Source organism: Synechocystis sp. FACHB-908, from assembly GCF_014698595.1.
Taxonomy (GTDB): Bacteria; Cyanobacteriota; Cyanobacteriia; order Cyanobacteriales; family Microcystaceae; genus Synechocystis.
Genome location: NZ_JACJTH010000021.1, coordinates 179,243 through 195,629, shown reverse-complemented (window position 1 = coordinate 195,629; position 16,387 = coordinate 179,243). Strand labels below are relative to the sequence as shown.

Below are 16,387 nucleotides of genomic sequence, written 5' to 3'. Positions count from 1 at the left end.
GCTCTTTTTTTTTGCTATTTTAGGGAATTTTTTCCCGTACTGGGACTAACTTTTTCGTAGTTGAGCAAGGCAATGCTAAACGTAACTAGGCATACCCCGAAAATTTGGATATTGGTGAGGCTTTCTTGAATAGCTAATCCTGCTAGCACCACCGTCAAAGCGGGATTGGTTGCCCCAATAATAGCCGCTCGACTAGCACCGATTAAATGGATACCCCAGTTATTGAGCACATGGCCCGCCAAAGTAAATAAAGCGGACAACAGGGAACCAATGGTGATGGCAAGCCAGGGTAAATTACCTTCATGGGGTTGCCAAATGATTAAACAAAGAATGGACAGAATTAACGTGGTGGCAAAACTGATCCAGGTGAAGGGAACGGGATGGAGTCTTTGAAAGCTCCTTTGGGCAAATACCGTATAGCCCGCATAGACAATGCCCGAAGCAATGCCTGTGCTAACGCCCAAAACTAAAGTTTGTTGCTCGCCACCGTAGGCATAGGGAATGGTTAAAAATGTGCCGATTAAAGTTAAACCAATCACTAACCAACGCAATAAACTGGGAACATCGTTAAATAACCGCCATGCTAATAATGCAGTAAAGATTGGGTAAGTAAAAAATAGAGTGATGGCGATACCAGTGGGAATAAAGCTAATGGAAATGTAGAGTAAGACTAGGTAGAGAAACATTAAAAATCCACAACCCATGGCCTCCCAAATTACCGGACGATTAACTGGTTGTTTTAGTTGATTAATTTCCCGCCAAGTATTGCCATAAAGGCGTTGGGAAATTAAGGCCATGAGAGGCACAACCCAAAGCATTCTCAATAGTAGAAGAAGAAAGGAGTGGCTCAGGGTAGGGGTCACGAAACCGCCAACTTGCCAAATGCCCAAAATATTTTGCTGGGAATATAAAATCCGGACAATGACGTTATGAAAACAAAAGAAGATAGCGGCCAGGAGGACTATCAATAGTCCCATCAGATTAACATTAGATAAAATTCGCATAATTCTTTGGTGCCGCTACTCCGAAATGGGACCATCGTCGTCCCTAAAAATGAACTTGACCAAGGATATGGCGTAGGCGATCGTAGTCATCTTTGAGGAGCAAACTAAGGTGACGGCCGACGGTTACTAGCCAGGCCCGATCGCCTTGGCGGAGAAGATAAATTTCCCTGAGGGCGGCGGCAATCAGGGCATCCACAGGGGCATCGCTAATTTGCAAAAGAATCCGCAAAAAATCAGGGGAATTAGTAAATTCCATTACTTCTTGGCGATCGCACTGAAACACAGCTTGGTGAATTTGGGGTGGACGAGGCGGTAAATAGTGAAACACCCTACCGGAGATGGGACCGCGACCATTAATACCCGACTCTCGGCTCTGGAAACCCACGATCGCCGCTTGAAATTCCGTGGTTAACATGGCAAAAATTTGAGGCTGCTGTTCCCGCAGTTCCCCCAGGGAAAGACCTAGGGCCCTGGCCCGATGAATGGAATCGATGGGCATGGTGGTGGCATAACTAACCACCGCAAAAATGGTATTACCAGAATCTTCATCTGTGGCCTTCACCCAACTACCAAAGGCAGGCATGGTGGGAAAATTCAATTCTTCCGGTTCCAGACATTGGGCTAAAAAGCCAGTGGTGCTGGTTTCAATTACCTCTGCAATATGGTGGGGATGGCGTTCATCAAGGCTAAATTGAACTGGTGACGAGGGCATAAAACTAGCAAAATCAAAGAATAATTATGAGATTTAAGAATTAATTTAGAGTTATCGAGATTTTACTAAAGCTGATTTAAAATTAATTAGATTGAGATTAAATTAAAACTTCATTAAAACAAGTTAAAGCAATAATTAACTAATCGGGCCATCAATGCTACCGGAGAAAAATTGCTTCAATAAAGGGTGCTCAGATTTGTAGGCATCCGCTGTGGAACCATCCCACTGAATTTTGCCATCGTAAAGAAAAATAATCCGGTCGGTGGTGTTATCAATAGTACTGAATTGGTGGGTAACAATTAGGTAACAACAACAAACATGATCTTGGCTGAGCAGGTGACGAATTAAACTCTCAATTCTAGTGGATGCCACCGGGTCTAACCCAGCGGTGGGTTCATCGTAAAGCAAAATATTTTTATATTGCTGATGTTGTTCCGGATTGATGACGATCGCCCGGGCCAAACTGACCCGTTTACGCATGCCACCGGACAATTCCGCTGGGAATCGATCGCCAATGCCCGGCAAGCCCACCAACTCTAAATTTTCTTCCACAATGGCCCTAATTTCCCTCGGCCGTAGGTCTGAATCTCGGTAGAGGGTAAAGCCGACATTTTCCGCCACAGTGAGGGAATCAAACAGGGCCGATTGCTGAAACACTAAACCCACCCCTAAAGCTTTTTCCCCTTCTTCAATGGAACGTTGACGGCGATGGCCATGGACGATTACCTCGCCGCTGTCGGGGGTGAGTAAGCCCGCCACAATGCGCAAAATAGTTGATTTGCCCGTCCCCGATGGCCCAATTACCCCCACTGCTTCCCCTGGGTAAATTTTCAGGTCCACATCATCGAGGATCACTTTTCGGCCAAAGCTTTGGCTCACGCCGCGGAATTCAATAATGGGCTGGACTGGTTCACTCATGGGCTTTTGAACGAAAGGAGGTGGCCGGCATTAGTAGAGTTAGAGGCTAATTATATTCCTTGGGAAAATTTGGCCCCAAGGCGATCGCCCCGGGAGAGTGATCAGTTTTACCATTGCTATGACTACTTTTTTGACCGTGGTGATGGTACACAATCCTTTGCTGGGGGGCACCCAGGGCAATACCAGCCAGCTCAAATGCCTTTTTCATCCTGAGACGAAATTCTCGACCCACGGGCCAATGTTGCCCTGCTTGGGTTTTAATCCACACCTGGAGCCGAATGCCCTTAGAGGCAATGTCATCCACCCCCAAAATAGCGGCCGGTTCCAAAATTTTCTCTTGCCAAAGTGGATCCTCCCGCATTTGTTCAGAAACTACCCGAATTAAATTGAGGGCTTTATCCACATTGCTGGACTGGTCAATTTCCACAATAAATTCTGCCCTGGACCAGTCCTTGGTCAAATTTTGGACTACGGAAATTTTACCGTTGGGAATGGTGCTCAAACGGCCTTCGGGGCCCCGCAACTGAGTAATGTAAATATTCATATTTTCCACCAGACCAAACACATCCCCAATTTGCACCACGTCACCAATGGCATAGCGGTCTGTCCAAAGAATTAGCGTGCCATTGAGCATATCTTCTACCACGTTGCGCCCCAGAAAAGCTAGCACAAAGGCAACTCCGCCAAAACTAGCTAAGACCAAAGGATTAATGCCAAATAGCCAAATGGTGCCTAGAATACCGAGAATGGTCAATAGTACTGAAATTCCTCCCTTGATGGCCGGGGAATAGGTCATAACCCTAAGGGTGTAACGGTTAGAATGCTCATTATAAGATTGCTGTTCCTTCGCCCAATTATTGAGCAAACCATCGACGAAAATACCGCACACCTTATCAATTAAAGTTACCCCGATCCAAAGCAGGGGAAAATACATGGCTTGGCCAATAAATAGCAAAGTAAATGGCCTGGTGGAGGGAAAAACATAGACGATGAAGGCTCCCACAATAAAAATGCAGGAAATTTGGAGCCACAACAAAATCCAGCACATCAACACAGCCAAGTTGCGACGTTGTTTGAGCAGGGTTTGTCGCCGTAAATTTGAGCTAGCTAAATCACCGATGTTTTGCCAGGCATGGTTAACCCGGTCCCTGACTTGATCAGCTAGGGGCACATATAGGGGAAAATTCCGCTCCTTGGACGGCGATCCATGGCCATTTTGTCCTTCTTCTCCTTGGCGATCGGGGCCAAGTTCTGGAAACTCCGAAACTTCTTGGCTGGCTAGGCGTACTGATTCTGCACTTTCTGCCTCAATGTCTTTGGTGATGGACTGGGCTAAAACTTTTAACTCTTGACGTAGATAGCGGTCCCGACGGTAAAAGAAAGAGCGAATTAAACCCATAATCGTGACGATCGCCAGGGCCACCACCATAAAGGCGCCACTGATGTAATAGCGGTCCCAGGGATGTTGACGATCCAGTTCGTGTCCCCATAAAGCTTTATCAAAACTACTTTGTATTCTGTCACGCCATTCATGGGCTAGTAGATTGATGGGCTTGCCATTAATAATTTCGTCAGCCTGGTTGACCGTAACAATGGTTTGCTGAGCTAGGCCAAGGCTTGGCTGACTAGGCACAAAAATTACCGTCTCATTGTTCTGAATGCCCACTTCCACATTGGGAGTAAAGGGATGGATTTCGTCAGCGGCCACATTAGCCAAATTAGGGGCCGGAGAAGAAATAATCCGGATGGCACTCTGGGGAGCGTTACGAAAAGAAGTGGTAGGGGTTCGCCGCTCCACTGAACTGCTTTCCTGGTTGTTTTGGTTAATTTCGGGCGCGGTGGTGGTGGAGTCTCGGGAGTTAGGGGGAGCGGGGCTTGTTCCCGGCCAATTACTTGGGTTGGAGTGATAGCCAAGGCGAGATTCCCTCAGGTCAAACACCTTGGAGCGGAGAAACTGCACGTCCTTCTCGGGAATTTCCACCGTATTTAAGCTAATTAACCGAGAATAGATCGAATTAAAAATCGATTCCACTTGCTTAGCCCGATTTTCAATGGCCTGGGCGGCCGCTTGGGAACTTTCCTCTGGATTGGGAATTAAACCCACAGTGAAGGTGACCTGGGAACTGCCCTGCAAAAACACATCACTGCACCAGAGCCGGCCACAACGTCTTGCTTTATTGGTATCCCACCAAGGGGTGCTAGAAGTATTCTGACTGCCATTGTTTCCCCCCGAAGAAAGGGTTATTTGCGCTGTAGCAGGGGGGATGAGCACCGCTAGGGTGAAGGCCAAGAGACCCAGCAGAATCAGACGCTTGACGGTGGCAAATCGGCAACCCATAGGCATGTTGGGGTTTTTGTAACGTTTTCGTAAAAATTCACCGCCATCTTAACAGTGAGTACACTTCCGAAATAGTCAATATAAACTATTGTTGTTCTCTGGGTTGGCGATTGGGGTGAAAATCGGTTTAGACTCCGTGACAAGCCTGACAAATCCCTGGAGTGGCCAATGATGTCTGGGAGCTTGGGGTTAGAAGTTTTTGGTAGGATAGAATCGATTGTTTGTCCCTATTTCTATGGCTCCTGTCTCCCCCACAGATTTTCCGCAACAATGCCATGGGGCAGTGGTAGGCTTGGGGGGCAATATTGGCCCAGTGCTGGACAATCTCCAAGGGGCGATCGCCGAGTTGGCCTTGGTAGCGGGCATTGAAGTGGAGCGCTGTTCTAGTTGGTACCGTAGCCGAGCTTTTGGGCCGCCGCAGCCCGACTATATCAATGGCTGTGTGACGTTACGGGTCAGTTTATCCCCCCCAGAGTTGTTGCAAACTTTACTGGCGATCGAGCAAAAATTTGGCCGCATTCGTTTGGAAAAATGGGGACCCCGCACCTTAGATCTGGATTTAATTTTCTACGGCGATCGCCAATTGGAACAGGCTAGACTGACCATTCCCCACCCGCAAATGCAATACAGACCATTTGTGCTAGTTCCCCTGGCGGAAATTGCCCCGGACTGGGTTGATCCTCGGTCGGGGAAAACCATTATTCAACTAATTGAGCAGGTGGATTGCACTGCGGTTTGGCCAGTGGCTCCAGGGCTGGAACTAGGGGGGAGTCTGGAACCAGAGCAAGTTTTTGCGCCGGGTGCTGTGGCGGTTCACGGATAACATTGTGAAGAGTGCTCCACAAAAACATCCTTGACCGGACGGAAAACTTCAAAAAGCATTGAGTTACAACATTATTCAATAGTTCACTGCCAAGCCAATGGTCACCATGGGAAAAGCCTCCCCTGGAAGCTTATAATGCTTACAGAGAAGGCTTTTCAGCTGAATCGGAGCGGCGGGATTTGAACCCACGACCCCCACTACCCCAAAGTGGTGCGCTACCAAGCTGCGCTACGCCCCGAATTTCACAGACCCTAATCTTAGTCCTCCCCTGTGGCCCTTGGCAAGTTTTTTGGCAAATATTTTCGAGTGTTTATTTGATGAAATTTATTGGCATTGATTTGGGTTGGCGTTCTGGGGAGAGTGGACTATGTCGTTTGCAACTGCAATCAACCCCCACTGGCGATCGCCTAGGGATTGAAGACCTTACCTGTCGCTTGAGTTTGGAGGAAATTTTCGCCTGGCTGGACAAAGGTTTAGGTGAAGCGGAGGGAGTCATGGTGGCGGTGGATGCTCCGACCATTATTCCCAATCAGACTGGGACTCGTTTGCCCGATCGCCTGACCCATAAATATTTTGGCAAGTACCATGCGGGTTGTTATCCGGCCAATTTGGGCCGACCTTTTGCCGAAAGAACCACCGGAGTGGGCAAATTACTAGAAGAAAGGGGGTTTCTCCATGCCCCGGAGATTCAAGCCCAACGGCAAGGGCGTTACCAAATTGAAGTATTTCCCCACCCTGCCATGGTGCAACTTTTTCAGCTAGAGCGGATCATCAAATACAAGAAAGGGAGTCTAGCCAAAAAAAGACAGGGTTTGCTGGAATTACAGTCCTACATTGAAAATATTTTGCCCCAACTAACCCCGGCTCTGGACCTTACCCTCCCCCCTGGTATGGAACCTTGGCGATCGCCATTGACCTTGAACGGCAAGGAATTGAAACACCAGGAAGACCAATGGGATAGTTTAATTTGTGCTTATATTGGCGCTTATTGGTGGTACTGGGGTCGAGAACGGAACTGGGTTTTAGGCGATGAAAGTACGGGCTATATTGTGGTGCCCACCTTAGGTGCTGACCAACCCGTACCGGATGCAGAGAAAAACTAAAAACTAGCTAAGGATTGCTGTTGGGTCTGACCTTGACTTTGCACTGGCATGGGCGACAACACCGGCTCATTGACAAAGAACGTCTGGGCCATTTTAACCCCCACTTCGTTTACCCTAGCTTGAATCTCCTCCAGGAATTCGTGTAGCCCTTGGCTAATAACATCTTCGATGGTGATGTAGCCCATTTCTCCACAAAGTCGACCCAGGGCCCTCTCTGCCTCATTGCGCCAGGAACCGAGGGGCGTACCAGTAACTTCATGCAATGACCGTTGTACTTGGAGTAGACAAAAATGGATAGAACGTGGAAATTTGGGGTGCAAAATCAGAAAGCTGGCCACGTTGGCAGGGGTAATGCGCCGCTGGCTCTTGCGATACATTTCGTAAGCACTGGCGGATTTGAGTAGGGCAATCCATTCCACCTGATCCAGGGGAGTGCCGACCCATTCCACCGAAGGCAGCAGGTAGTAATATTTCACGTCCAAAATGCGGGCGGTTTTGTCAGCCCTTTCCTGCAAACGTCCCATCTGGCCAAAATGCCAAGCTTCGTTATGGGTCATGGTGGCGTCCATAATGCCGGCAAAGCGATGACTAGATAGTTTCACCCGCGCAAAAAAGTCGGCAATGTTGGCCGGAGGGCGATCGCCAGCTTCTTTGACCATAAGGTAAAAGCGATTAATTTCTTCCCACATCTCCGAAGAAATAATTTCTCGAATGGAGCGGGCATTTTCCCTGGCCATGTTCAGGCAGGAAAGGATGGAGTTGGAGTAATGCTGATCAAAGGTGAGGAATTGGATCACATTAGCCTTGGTGACTTCGCCGTAATGCTGTTTGAAAAAGCTCAAATCCCCAGTGGTCATAACCAAAGGCTCCCACTGCTGTTGGGCACCGTAGGGTAAATCCAACATTAGGTAAAGGTTCACATCCACAAAGCGAGCAATATTTTCCGCCCGTTCGATGTAGCGGTTCAGCCAGTAAACGGAGTCAGCAACACGGCTTAGCATAATTTTCGGTTTTTTCCAATTACGGATCCAGGGCCTATTGTACAAAGCCGTTGGTGGTTCAATATGTTGCCATTCTGACGAAATTGTCGAGGCTTTTCCCCTGTATAAAAACCTAGTCCGCCCTAAAGCTCCCACTTCCCCCCTGGCGATCGGGTCTTTGTGGAAACTGCCGGCTCGGCCAAGCTTGGGGAGCAATACTGCAGGTGAAGCAAAAATAACGGTTTAGACTACCAGGGAGAAGGAAAAACAGTGAAAATGCCAAACTTTGATGGGGTGTTAGAATCGGGCCACATTTGAGCGTTTGGAGCCCCAGGCCATGACCGCCGCCCTCGACCAAATCATTGTTTATCCCGATAGTGATGGACAACCAATGGCAGACAATACCCTACAGTTCCGTTGGATTGTACTGATTAAGGAAAATTTGGAATGTGTTTTTCGAGATAATCCAGATGTGTTTGTGGCGGGGGATTTGTTGTGGTATCCGGTGGAAAGACACCCAGAAATACGGGTTGCCCCTGATGTGATGGTGGTTTTTGGTCGGCCTAAGGGGGAGCGGGGTTCCTACCAACAGTGGCAAGAAGAAAATATTGGGCCCCAAGTCGTGTTTGAAATTTTATCGCCGGGTAATAGGTTAAAGGAAATGGCAAAAAAATTGGTCTTTTATGACCAGTACGGAGTAGAAGAATACTACATTTATGATCCTGAACGAGTTGATTTTACGGGATATGAGCGGCAAGGGGAAAATTTGGTTGTGATTGAAACTATTCATGATTGGGTCAGCCCCCGTTTAGGAATACGTTTTGTCCTAACCCAAGAACAGTTGGAAATTTATGATCCCCAAGGAAATCGTTTTTTGACAACAATAGAATTTTCGGAGCGGGCTAAGATTGCGGAGCAGGAAAATGAACGGTTAAGGGAGTTATTACGACAGGCCGGTATTTCTGATGGATTGGGGTCGAACTAATCGAAGACAATGGGCGATCGCCAGGACGGGGGTCAACTTTCCAGAGGTTGCCCTTAACCCCTAAACTAAAGTCTTGACAGATTGAGGTGCAAGCAACGATGAGTCAGGATTTTGATTACGATTTGGTGATTATTGGCGCTGGCGTTGGCGGCCATGGGGCTGCTCTCCACGCCGTTAAATGTGGTCTGAAAACCGCCATCATCGAAGCTAAAGATATGGGCGGCACCTGTGTGAATCGGGGTTGTATCCCTTCCAAAGCTCTCCTCGCCGCCTCCGGTCGGGTGCGGGAAATGTCCGACCAAGATCATTTGCAACAACTAGGTATCCAGATCAATGGCGTTACCTTCACCAGGGAGGCGATCGCTGCCCATGCCAACGACCTTGTGAGTAAAATCCAATCTGACCTGACCAATAGCCTCACCCGTCTCAAAGTCGATACCATCCGGGGTTGGGGTAAAGTATCCGGCCCCCAGGAAGTGACGGTGATCGGGGACAACGAAACCCGCATTCTCAAAGCAAAAGAGATCATGTTATGCCCAGGCTCGGTGCCCTTTGTGCCCCCCGGCATTGAAATTGACCATAAAACTGTCTTTACCAGTGATGAAGCAGTGAAGTTGGAAACGTTGCCCCAGTGGATTGCCATCATTGGTAGTGGTTACATTGGCTTGGAATTTTCCGACGTTTACACCGCCCTCGGTTGTGAAGTGACCATGATTGAAGCCCTGCCGGATCTGATGCCAGGGTTTGATCCGGAAATTGCCAAAATTGCCGAACGGGTGCTGATTAAATCCCGGGACATTGAAACCTATACCGGCGTATTTGCCACCAAAATCAAAGCAGGTTCCCCTGTGGAAATTGAACTCACCGACGCCAAAACAAAAGAAGTGATTGACACCCTGGAAGTGGATGCTTGTTTAGTCGCCACTGGCCGCATTCCTGCCACCAAAAATTTAGGGCTGGAAACGGTGGGAGTGGAAACCGATCGCCGGGGTTTCATTGAAGTTAACGACCAAATGCAAGTGATTAAGGATGGCAAACCGGTGCCCCATCTCTGGGCGGTGGGAGATGCCACGGGCAAAATGATGCTGGCCCATGCCGCTTCTGGCCAAGGAGTGGTGGCAGTGGAAAATATCTGCGGCCGCAAAACTGAGGTGGACTACCGAGCCATTCCGGCGGCGGCCTTCACCCATCCTGAAATTAGCTACGTGGGTTTAACGGAAGCTCAAGCCAAAGAGCTAGGGGAAAAGGAAGGATTTGTGGTTAGTACGGCCAAAACTTACTTTAAGGGGAACTCCAAAGCTCTAGCAGAAAAGGAAACCGACGGCATTGCCAAAGTGGTTTACCGCCAGGATACCGGGGAATTATTGGGTGCCCACATTATCGGTATTCATGCATCGGACCTAATCCAAGAGGCGGCCCAGGCGATCGCCGACCGCAAATCAGTGCGGGAATTGGCCTTCCATGTCCATGCCCACCCCACCCTGTCGGAAGTGTTGGACGAAGCGTATAAACGGGCGGTTTAAACCATGGTCACCATCACCGTTACCCCAGAGCAACTGAGTAGTTTGGACCTTTCCCCAGTGCAATCGTGGCTGGAGCGGGCCATTAGTCTTAACCTGAATCGCATTGACGAATCTGCCCTGGCCACCATCGAAAAACAGGTACAGTTCGACATTCAATTTGCCAGGGAAGAAGGCGATCCCAGGGAATTATCAGAGATTCCCGAAGTTCGTCTGTGGTTTATCCGTCTAGATAGCGTTTATCCCTGGTTTCCCCTGTGCTTGGATTGGCAGGCCGGGGAATTTACCAGGTATGCTGCCATGCTGGTGCCCCACGAATTCCATCGGGTGGATGGCATCCAGTTCAATCCTGAAGCTCTGGATCTGTTCATTATGGGTAGGGTATTTGTGTTAGCGGACTGGTTAAAAAAATATCAACTCCCAGCCCAGTTCCGCCTCAAGTCCTTGGCTCAACTGTTGGGCTACGATTTGGACGACAATTTTTTGGCCCAGTTGTAGAGGAGTTTGCAAATAGGACGGACTAACCCCGGCCCCTAGCCTAGGGGGGGAAATTTCGTGAGAAAATATGGAGCTATGCGTAACCAAGATGATCTGCTACTGGAGGATTCCTGGGTTGATCCCCTGGATCAATTAGATGACGACGTAGCCCCTCCACCTCCGGACCCTGATGAAATGTTGGTGCTTCTGACCAGTAGAGAAGCCCCACAGAGGATGCTGGCGGCCCGGGCTTTTTGTGAAATTGCCGATCGCCGGGCGGTGGAGCCGTTGATCAATTTATTAGGGGATAGCTGTCCCCTGGTGCGGGTGAGTGCGGCCTATGCGTTGGGGCGTAATACGGACCCGACCATAGTGGAACCGCTAATTCAAAGTTTGCAAACAGATTTCAATGGTTATGTCCGCAAGGGATTGGTCTGGGCCTTGGGAAATTGTGGCGATCGCCGGGCTCTAGCGCCCTTGATCCATGCCCTCAAAACCGACATTTCCGCCGTGCGCCTCTGGAGTGCCAGCAGTTTGCCTAACATTGCCAAATTGGCCTACGAAGATGTTATTGCCACCATTCCCCCGTTGATTGAGGGACTGAGGCGGGACAAGATGGCCGCTGTCCGCAGTAATTGTGCCTGGGCGGTGGGGCAACTATGCCGGGAATTGCCTTCCAATGTGGTCTATGCCACGGCGATCGATGCCTTGCTGGAAGCCCTAGTGGAAGATGAAGATTTTGGCGTCAAGGAAGATGCCAAATCCGCCCTACTGCGACTGGGGGACGCCCGGGGACTACAGATGATTGAAGACCTGGAAATGGACGGACTGATCTAATACGTCGATTGGTTTGTAAAGATATGTAAAGGGAAATAATTAAAAATTAACTAAAAATCAACACACCATGGCACAACCTTTGATTTTGGGGGTCAGCGGTGCCTCTGGGCTAATTTATGCCGTCAGAGCCATCAAGCATTTACTGGCGGCGGATTACACCATCGAACTGGTGGCTTCCCGAGCCAGCTACCAAGTTTGGCAAGCGGAACAAAATATTCAAATGCCAGGGGAACCCTCCGCCCAGGCAGAATTTTGGCGCTCTCAGGCTGGGGTAGAAAAGGGTGGCAAATTGATTTGTCACCGTTGGGGAGATGTGGGGGCCACCATTGCCAGTGGTTCCTACCGTTGCGCCGGCATGGTGGTGCTGCCCTGTAGCATGAGCACCGTGGCTAAATTGGCGGTGGGCATGAGTTCCGATCTATTGGAGCGGGCGGCGGATGTGCAAATCAAAGAAGGTAAACCCTTGGTGGTGGTGCCCAGGGAAACGCCCTTAAGTTTGATCCATCTGCGCAATCTCACTAGTTTGGCCGAGGCTGGAGTCCGCATTGTGCCCGCCATTCCCGCTTGGTATCATCAGCCCCAATCGGTGGAAGATTTAGTGGATTTTGTGGTGGCTAGGGCCTTGGATCAATTGGCGATCGACTGTGTGCCCCTCCAGCGTTGGCAAGGGGGTATGGAAGGGGAGTGACGGATTTACTTAGGCTCTGAGGGTAAGTCCTTCTGATGAGTCGATTATGAGGGAAGTGTAAGTCCAAATCCCCCAACCTTGCCGGAGCTTTAGTGAAAATAGTTGGGGGACAAAGGCTTTAGTGATCGCTCGGTGCGCCATGGTTGGGATTAGCCGTTAAGCTAGAGAAAAACCGCCCAGTGTCGGCGGCTGTGGGCAAAGTTTGGCATTGCCGCCAGAAAAGCTGACGGGAGGTGGTTAATTGATAAGCGGTTGTCAAGCGGTTTGTTCTACAGATTCTTACCCTCCACCCAACTGTAAACACCATGGCAAGACGTAAAAAAACTTTTCCCTGTGGCCATAAGGGTTATGGTCAAGAATGTCATCGCTGTGTGCAAAAACACATTGACCAAGAGGAAAGGAAACATTCCCGCGACGCTTGGAAAGCCACCTTTGCTGAAGATCCCATTGATCTGACCCATCTACCCAGAAATGTGGTGCTCAAAGCCAGACAAATTCTCGCAGGTTTGGCCAATCAACATGACTACCGTGAGTTTTACGGCAAACGTCTTAGGCATGATCGCCTAGTGATCAGTATTCCAGTTACTAGACATTACCGGCTTATTTGTCAGGACGATGGCGATCGCCTAGAACCAAAAGAAATCGTCTCCCACGAAGATTACAATGTATGTAAGCCAGGGCATTGAGCAAATCCCTTGGTCTGGCGGAGAAACTGCTTAAATTTGCCTCAATTATTGCCCATTGCCCCAAGCCTTGGAGGGTTACCTTGTTCAATAGAATTCTCGTTGCCTTGGATCTGTCCCCCGCAGGTCAAGAAGTTTTAGAAAAAGGTTTATCCCTCGCCAAGGTCTATGGCGCTTCCCTATTGTTGCTTCATGTCCTGTCGGCCGAAGAAGAAGGTAGTCCCCTACCCATCCCCGTCAATATGGATGAAATTTACCCCGCCGTGGGTAATGAGTTGACCATGGAGGTGTGGCAACAGCAATGGCAAACCTTTGAACAAGAAGGGTTAGATACCCTGGAAAAACGCCGTCAGCAAGCACTGGCTTTGGACATTGAATGCCAGGCGGAACAAATTTTGGGCAGTCCAGGTAAAATTATCTGCCAGCGGGCCAAACAGGATAATAGTGACATCATTGTGGTGGGGCACCGGGGCCGGTGGGGACTAAGCGAAATTCTCCTCGGTAGTGTGGGGAACTATGTCTTTCACCACGCCCACTGTTGCGTGTTTGTGGTGCCAACTCCGGACTGAGAGGCGATCGGACCCTGAAGTTAACCGGCGATCTTCCCAAAGTTAAATAAAACCATCCCCTGAGCCATGCCATCCATGAGTAACGATTCCATTGTCCGCCACGTCCTGGTCATTGAGGATCAGAAATCTCGTCGCATTGTTTCCCTAGAAGAAAACACCTACGACATCGGTCGGGACCCCAGCAGTGCCATCCCTATTTACGATCGCCAAGTTTCCCGTCACCACGCAACCCTGATCCGGGTTAACGACTATCAGAATCATCAATACACCTATAGATTAATTGACGGTAATCTCCAGGGAAAACGCAGCACCAATGGCGTGGTGGTCAACGGTCAATATTGTCTTTCCCATGAGTTGGAGCACGGGGACGTAATTCGCTTTGGCAATCAGTCCAAAGCCAGCTACCACATTATGAATCTGACCACAGAATCGGAGGAGCAACCCTACGGAGCCGAACCTGTGTCGGTGGTGGCCAACCCAATCATGGGGGAAACCTATGTGGACCCCCTAAACTTTGCCATGGCTGACCACGGCTATGGAGAAGGGGCTGGATTTGACCATGAAGCGGTAGAAGTAGAGGAAGACTCTTCCTTTTCCACAGCGGTGGTCTATAACGATGAAATACCAGATGTCAGCCGCAGTGCTCCATTACCAAGTCATCGTCCACCGGCTTCCCTCAGCGAAAATAGTACCCAGTTAATTGTTGAGTTAACCACTGCGGGGCAGGTGATTTACGCCAACGGGGCAACCAAAGCCTTATTTCCGGAACTAATGGCCATCCAGGCCCAACATCCTCTGATCCAAGGCCTCTCAAATTTATCCCTCACCAGGGAGGGCTTGCAGTTGGAACGGGATATTGCCATCGGCCAACAAATTTTTCATCAGCGGATTTTCCTTGGGCCAGACCGAAGCCGGTTACAGTGCTACAGCGAGGACGTGACCGAGTATCGCAAAATGGAGCAGGGGTTAAATGATCTCCACCATCGTTTGCAAGCCTATCGGGAATATAGCGCCACAGGTTTTCTGTTGGTGGATGCCCGCACCAAAACTGTGGTCGAAGCTAACAGTGCTTTTTGCCAGTTATTGGGCTATGAGGAATCGGAGGTTCTCGATTTCACCCTTTATCAGTTGATCGCCGCAGAACGGCCGGTGATTGAAGAACTATTAATTAACCTGGAAACCCAAAACTATCTATCGGTACCAGAACTAGAGTACCGCAATCGGGAAGGGCAAACGGTACAAGTCAAGGGGGAAGTGTATCGCCTACCGTGGGAGGACAGGGAGGTGTACTGTTTTGTCATGCGCACTCCCCGGGGTCGCCAGGGGTATTCAGAAACCTTGGCTAACCAAGCGTTGTATGACCCCATTAGTAAACTGCCCAACCGGGTAAATCTACAAAAGGAACTATCCCTCGCCATCGATGCGGCAGCCCACCACCAGCATCTCATGGGGGTGATGTTCATCCATTTAGAAATTCTCAATCGCATTAACCAGGCCTATGGCTTTGGCTTTGGGGATGAAGTATTTATGGCCTTCCACGGGGCGATCTCCGACTGTATGCGTTCCGGAGATACCGTAGGGCAATGGGATAGCAACACCCTAGTGATTATTCTGGCCAAGATAAAAAGCCCCCAGGATTCCATTCGTCTAGCGGAAAGAATTCTAGACCGCTTGAAAAATCCCATAACCGTGCGAGAAAGGGAATTTATTTTTAATATTAACATTGGCATTTCCGCCTACCCCAACGATGGTAACCGGGCCGAAGATTTACTCTCTCGAGCCAACGCCGCTCTGCAAAAATTGCGCCAAACTGGTTTTAATCATTATCAGTGCTACGATCCGAAATTTAGCACCGCCGCCCTCCATCAAGCCCGCCTAGAAAACCTTCTTCAACAGGCGATCGCCAAACGGCAACTTACCCTGCAATACCAACCCCAAATCCATCTCCAAAGTGGGGAAATCACCGCCATAGAAGCCCTACTCCGTTGGGAACATCCAGAAGTAGGGGAAATTGCCCCGGGAAAAATCATCCCCATTGCCGCCCGTAGCAATCTCATTTTTGAACTCAGCGATTGGATTTTTCGCACCGCCTGTCAACAAAATTTGGAGTGGCAAAAGGATGGTTCACCCCCTCGGGCGATCGCCATTAATCTATCAGCCCGGGAATTTTATCGCCAAGACCTAGTGATGATGGTAGGTAAAACCCTAGAGGAAACCGGCTTAGATCCCCAATGGTTGGAGCTAGAAATTACCGAAAATACTCTGAGGCAACAACCAGCCAAGGCCCTGGCCATTCTCCAAGACCTCAAAACCTTTGGGGTTAGAATTGCCCTAGACGACTTCGGCCTAGGCCAAATGGGCATTGGTTTTGTCACCCAGTTTCCCTTCACCACCATCAAAATTCATCAAGGATTCATGGCCCGCTTGCGGGGCACCCCCCAGGAAATGGCCATTCTCCAATCCATATTTGCATTAAGTCAGGGCTTCCAATATCGTCTGGTGGCCGAAGGGATAGAAACCGATGCCCAACTGAGCTTGATCAAGCAACTACAATGCCAGGAAGTACAAGGATTTTTGTTGAGTCGCCCCCTGCGGAAACGGGAAATGGGACAATTTTTACAGAAATAATTACACCAAAACTAAGTCCTATCCCCACTTTTAAAACTAACCGCAACTTGCCATCATTGATGACCCGCCCAAACCCTTAATAAAGTTTGTCTAAGAAGTACGATCCAACCGTTAGGGGTTAT

General features: G+C 49.3%; 16 protein-coding genes and 1 tRNA gene. 10 read left to right on the top strand and 7 right to left on the bottom strand.

The features are described 5' to 3' along the window. Positions 1-14 precede the first annotated feature (14 nt). From H6G46_RS07245 to H6G46_RS07230, 4 genes are all read right to left on the bottom strand, one after another. Complete coding sequence (locus H6G46_RS07245) at positions 15-1,004, bottom strand: DMT family transporter (RefSeq protein ID WP_010871377.1); 990 nt, start codon at positions 1,002-1,004, stop codon at positions 15-17. Between the two features lie 43 nt (positions 1,005-1,047). Further along, the gene (locus H6G46_RS07240) at positions 1,048-1,716 is read right to left on the bottom strand and encodes an HAS-barrel domain-containing protein (RefSeq protein ID WP_010871378.1); all 669 of its coding nucleotides are present in this window, start codon (positions 1,714-1,716) and stop codon (positions 1,048-1,050) included. Between the two features lie 135 nt (positions 1,717-1,851). Next, positions 1,852-2,634 (bottom strand): ABC transporter ATP-binding protein, encoded by a 783-nt coding sequence (locus H6G46_RS07235; protein WP_010871379.1) that lies wholly within the window; start codon positions 2,632-2,634, stop codon positions 1,852-1,854. Positions 2,635-2,680: 46 nt separating this feature from the next. Further along, entirely contained in the window at positions 2,681-4,972 is a 2,292-nt protein-coding gene (locus H6G46_RS07230) for a mechanosensitive ion channel family protein (RefSeq protein WP_223211321.1), read from the bottom strand. Between the two features lie 235 nt (positions 4,973-5,207). Between H6G46_RS07230 and folK the strand changes: the two genes are divergently transcribed. Further along, the gene (folK, locus tag H6G46_RS07225; RefSeq protein WP_010871381.1) at positions 5,208-5,795 is read left to right on the top strand and encodes a 2-amino-4-hydroxy-6-hydroxymethyldihydropteridine diphosphokinase; all 588 of its coding nucleotides are present in this window, start codon (positions 5,208-5,210) and stop codon (positions 5,793-5,795) included. A gap of 164 nt (positions 5,796-5,959) precedes the next feature. On the opposite strand, the gene H6G46_RS07220 is transcribed toward folK, so the two are convergent. Beyond that, positions 5,960-6,033: transfer RNA gene (locus H6G46_RS07220), tRNA-Pro, on the bottom strand. A gap of 79 nt (positions 6,034-6,112) precedes the next feature. Here H6G46_RS07220 and H6G46_RS07215 point away from each other — a divergent pair. Further along, positions 6,113-6,898, top strand: coding sequence for a DUF429 domain-containing protein (locus H6G46_RS07215; RefSeq protein WP_010871382.1), 786 nt, complete (start codon positions 6,113-6,115; stop codon positions 6,896-6,898). On the opposite strand, the gene H6G46_RS07210 is transcribed toward H6G46_RS07215, so the two are convergent. Beyond that, a complete protein-coding gene (locus tag H6G46_RS07210) occupies positions 6,895-7,899 on the bottom strand; it encodes an alpha-E domain-containing protein (RefSeq protein ID WP_020861379.1) in 1,005 nt (334 codons plus the stop codon). The two genes, H6G46_RS07215 and H6G46_RS07210, sit on opposite strands and share 4 nt — an antisense overlap. 316 nt (positions 7,900-8,215) lie before the next feature. On the opposite strand from H6G46_RS07210, the gene H6G46_RS07205 reads away from it, so the two are divergent. From H6G46_RS07205 to H6G46_RS07185, 5 genes are all read left to right on the top strand, one after another. Continuing rightward, positions 8,216-8,863, top strand: a complete 648-nt coding sequence (locus H6G46_RS07205) for a Uma2 family endonuclease (RefSeq protein ID WP_010871384.1) — start codon at positions 8,216-8,218, stop codon at positions 8,861-8,863. 98 nt (positions 8,864-8,961) lie between these two features. After that, on the top strand, positions 8,962-10,386 hold the full coding sequence (gene lpdA / locus H6G46_RS07200; RefSeq protein WP_020861380.1) for a dihydrolipoyl dehydrogenase: 1,425 nt from the start codon (positions 8,962-8,964) through the stop codon (positions 10,384-10,386). A gap of 3 nt (positions 10,387-10,389) precedes the next feature. Further along, positions 10,390-10,881 (top strand): CRR6 family NdhI maturation factor, encoded by a 492-nt coding sequence (locus tag H6G46_RS07195; RefSeq protein WP_010871386.1) that lies wholly within the window; start codon positions 10,390-10,392, stop codon positions 10,879-10,881. Positions 10,882-10,938: 57 nt separating this feature from the next. After that, on the top strand, positions 10,939-11,697 hold the full coding sequence (locus tag H6G46_RS07190; protein WP_010871387.1) for a HEAT repeat domain-containing protein: 759 nt from the start codon (positions 10,939-10,941) through the stop codon (positions 11,695-11,697). Between the two features lie 67 nt (positions 11,698-11,764). After that, complete coding sequence (locus H6G46_RS07185; RefSeq protein ID WP_010871388.1) at positions 11,765-12,385, top strand: flavin prenyltransferase UbiX; 621 nt, start codon at positions 11,765-11,767, stop codon at positions 12,383-12,385. A 118-nt stretch (positions 12,386-12,503) separates the two neighbouring features. On the opposite strand, the gene H6G46_RS07180 is transcribed toward H6G46_RS07185, so the two are convergent. Further along, the gene (locus H6G46_RS07180; protein ID WP_158299065.1) at positions 12,504-12,644 is read right to left on the bottom strand and encodes a hypothetical protein; all 141 of its coding nucleotides are present in this window, start codon (positions 12,642-12,644) and stop codon (positions 12,504-12,506) included. Between the two features lie 46 nt (positions 12,645-12,690). Here H6G46_RS07180 and H6G46_RS07175 point away from each other — a divergent pair, with 46 nt between their 5' ends. The 3 genes from H6G46_RS07175 (at position 12,691) to H6G46_RS07165 (ending at position 16,265) form a co-directional block, all read left to right on the top strand. Beyond that, complete coding sequence (locus H6G46_RS07175) at positions 12,691-13,071, top strand: hypothetical protein (RefSeq protein ID WP_010871389.1); 381 nt, start codon at positions 12,691-12,693, stop codon at positions 13,069-13,071. A gap of 80 nt (positions 13,072-13,151) precedes the next feature. Then, on the top strand, positions 13,152-13,637 hold the full coding sequence (locus tag H6G46_RS07170; protein ID WP_010871390.1) for a universal stress protein: 486 nt from the start codon (positions 13,152-13,154) through the stop codon (positions 13,635-13,637). Positions 13,638-13,712: 75 nt separating this feature from the next. Beyond that, entirely contained in the window at positions 13,713-16,265 is a 2,553-nt protein-coding gene (locus tag H6G46_RS07165; protein WP_020861381.1) for an EAL domain-containing protein, read from the top strand. Positions 16,266-16,387 lie beyond the last annotated feature (122 nt).

Bases quoted from the DNA above. Each gene is read 5' to 3' on its own strand.
- H6G46_RS07245 (WP_010871377.1), bottom strand. From the start codon at position 1,004: ATGCGAATTTTATCTAATGTTAATCTGATGGGACTATTGATAGTCCTC.
- H6G46_RS07240 (WP_010871378.1), bottom strand. From the start codon at position 1,716: ATGCCCTCGTCACCAGTTCAATTTAGCCTTGATGAACGCCATCCCCAC.
- H6G46_RS07235 (WP_010871379.1), bottom strand. From the start codon at position 2,634: ATGAGTGAACCAGTCCAGCCCATTATTGAATTCCGCGGCGTGAGCCAA.
- H6G46_RS07230 (WP_223211321.1), bottom strand. From the start codon at position 4,972: ATGGGTTGCCGATTTGCCACCGTCAAGCGTCTGATTCTGCTGGGTCTC.
- folK (WP_010871381.1), top strand. From the start codon at position 5,208: ATGGCTCCTGTCTCCCCCACAGATTTTCCGCAACAATGCCATGGGGCA.
- H6G46_RS07215 (WP_010871382.1), top strand. From the start codon at position 6,113: ATGAAATTTATTGGCATTGATTTGGGTTGGCGTTCTGGGGAGAGTGGA.
- H6G46_RS07210 (WP_020861379.1), bottom strand. From the start codon at position 7,899: ATGCTAAGCCGTGTTGCTGACTCCGTTTACTGGCTGAACCGCTACATC.
- H6G46_RS07205 (WP_010871384.1), top strand. From the start codon at position 8,216: ATGACCGCCGCCCTCGACCAAATCATTGTTTATCCCGATAGTGATGGA.
- lpdA (WP_020861380.1), top strand. From the start codon at position 8,962: ATGAGTCAGGATTTTGATTACGATTTGGTGATTATTGGCGCTGGCGTT.
- H6G46_RS07195 (WP_010871386.1), top strand. From the start codon at position 10,390: ATGGTCACCATCACCGTTACCCCAGAGCAACTGAGTAGTTTGGACCTT.
- H6G46_RS07185 (WP_010871388.1), top strand. From the start codon at position 11,765: ATGGCACAACCTTTGATTTTGGGGGTCAGCGGTGCCTCTGGGCTAATT.
- H6G46_RS07175 (WP_010871389.1), top strand. From the start codon at position 12,691: ATGGCAAGACGTAAAAAAACTTTTCCCTGTGGCCATAAGGGTTATGGT.
- H6G46_RS07165 (WP_020861381.1), top strand. From the start codon at position 13,713: ATGAGTAACGATTCCATTGTCCGCCACGTCCTGGTCATTGAGGATCAG.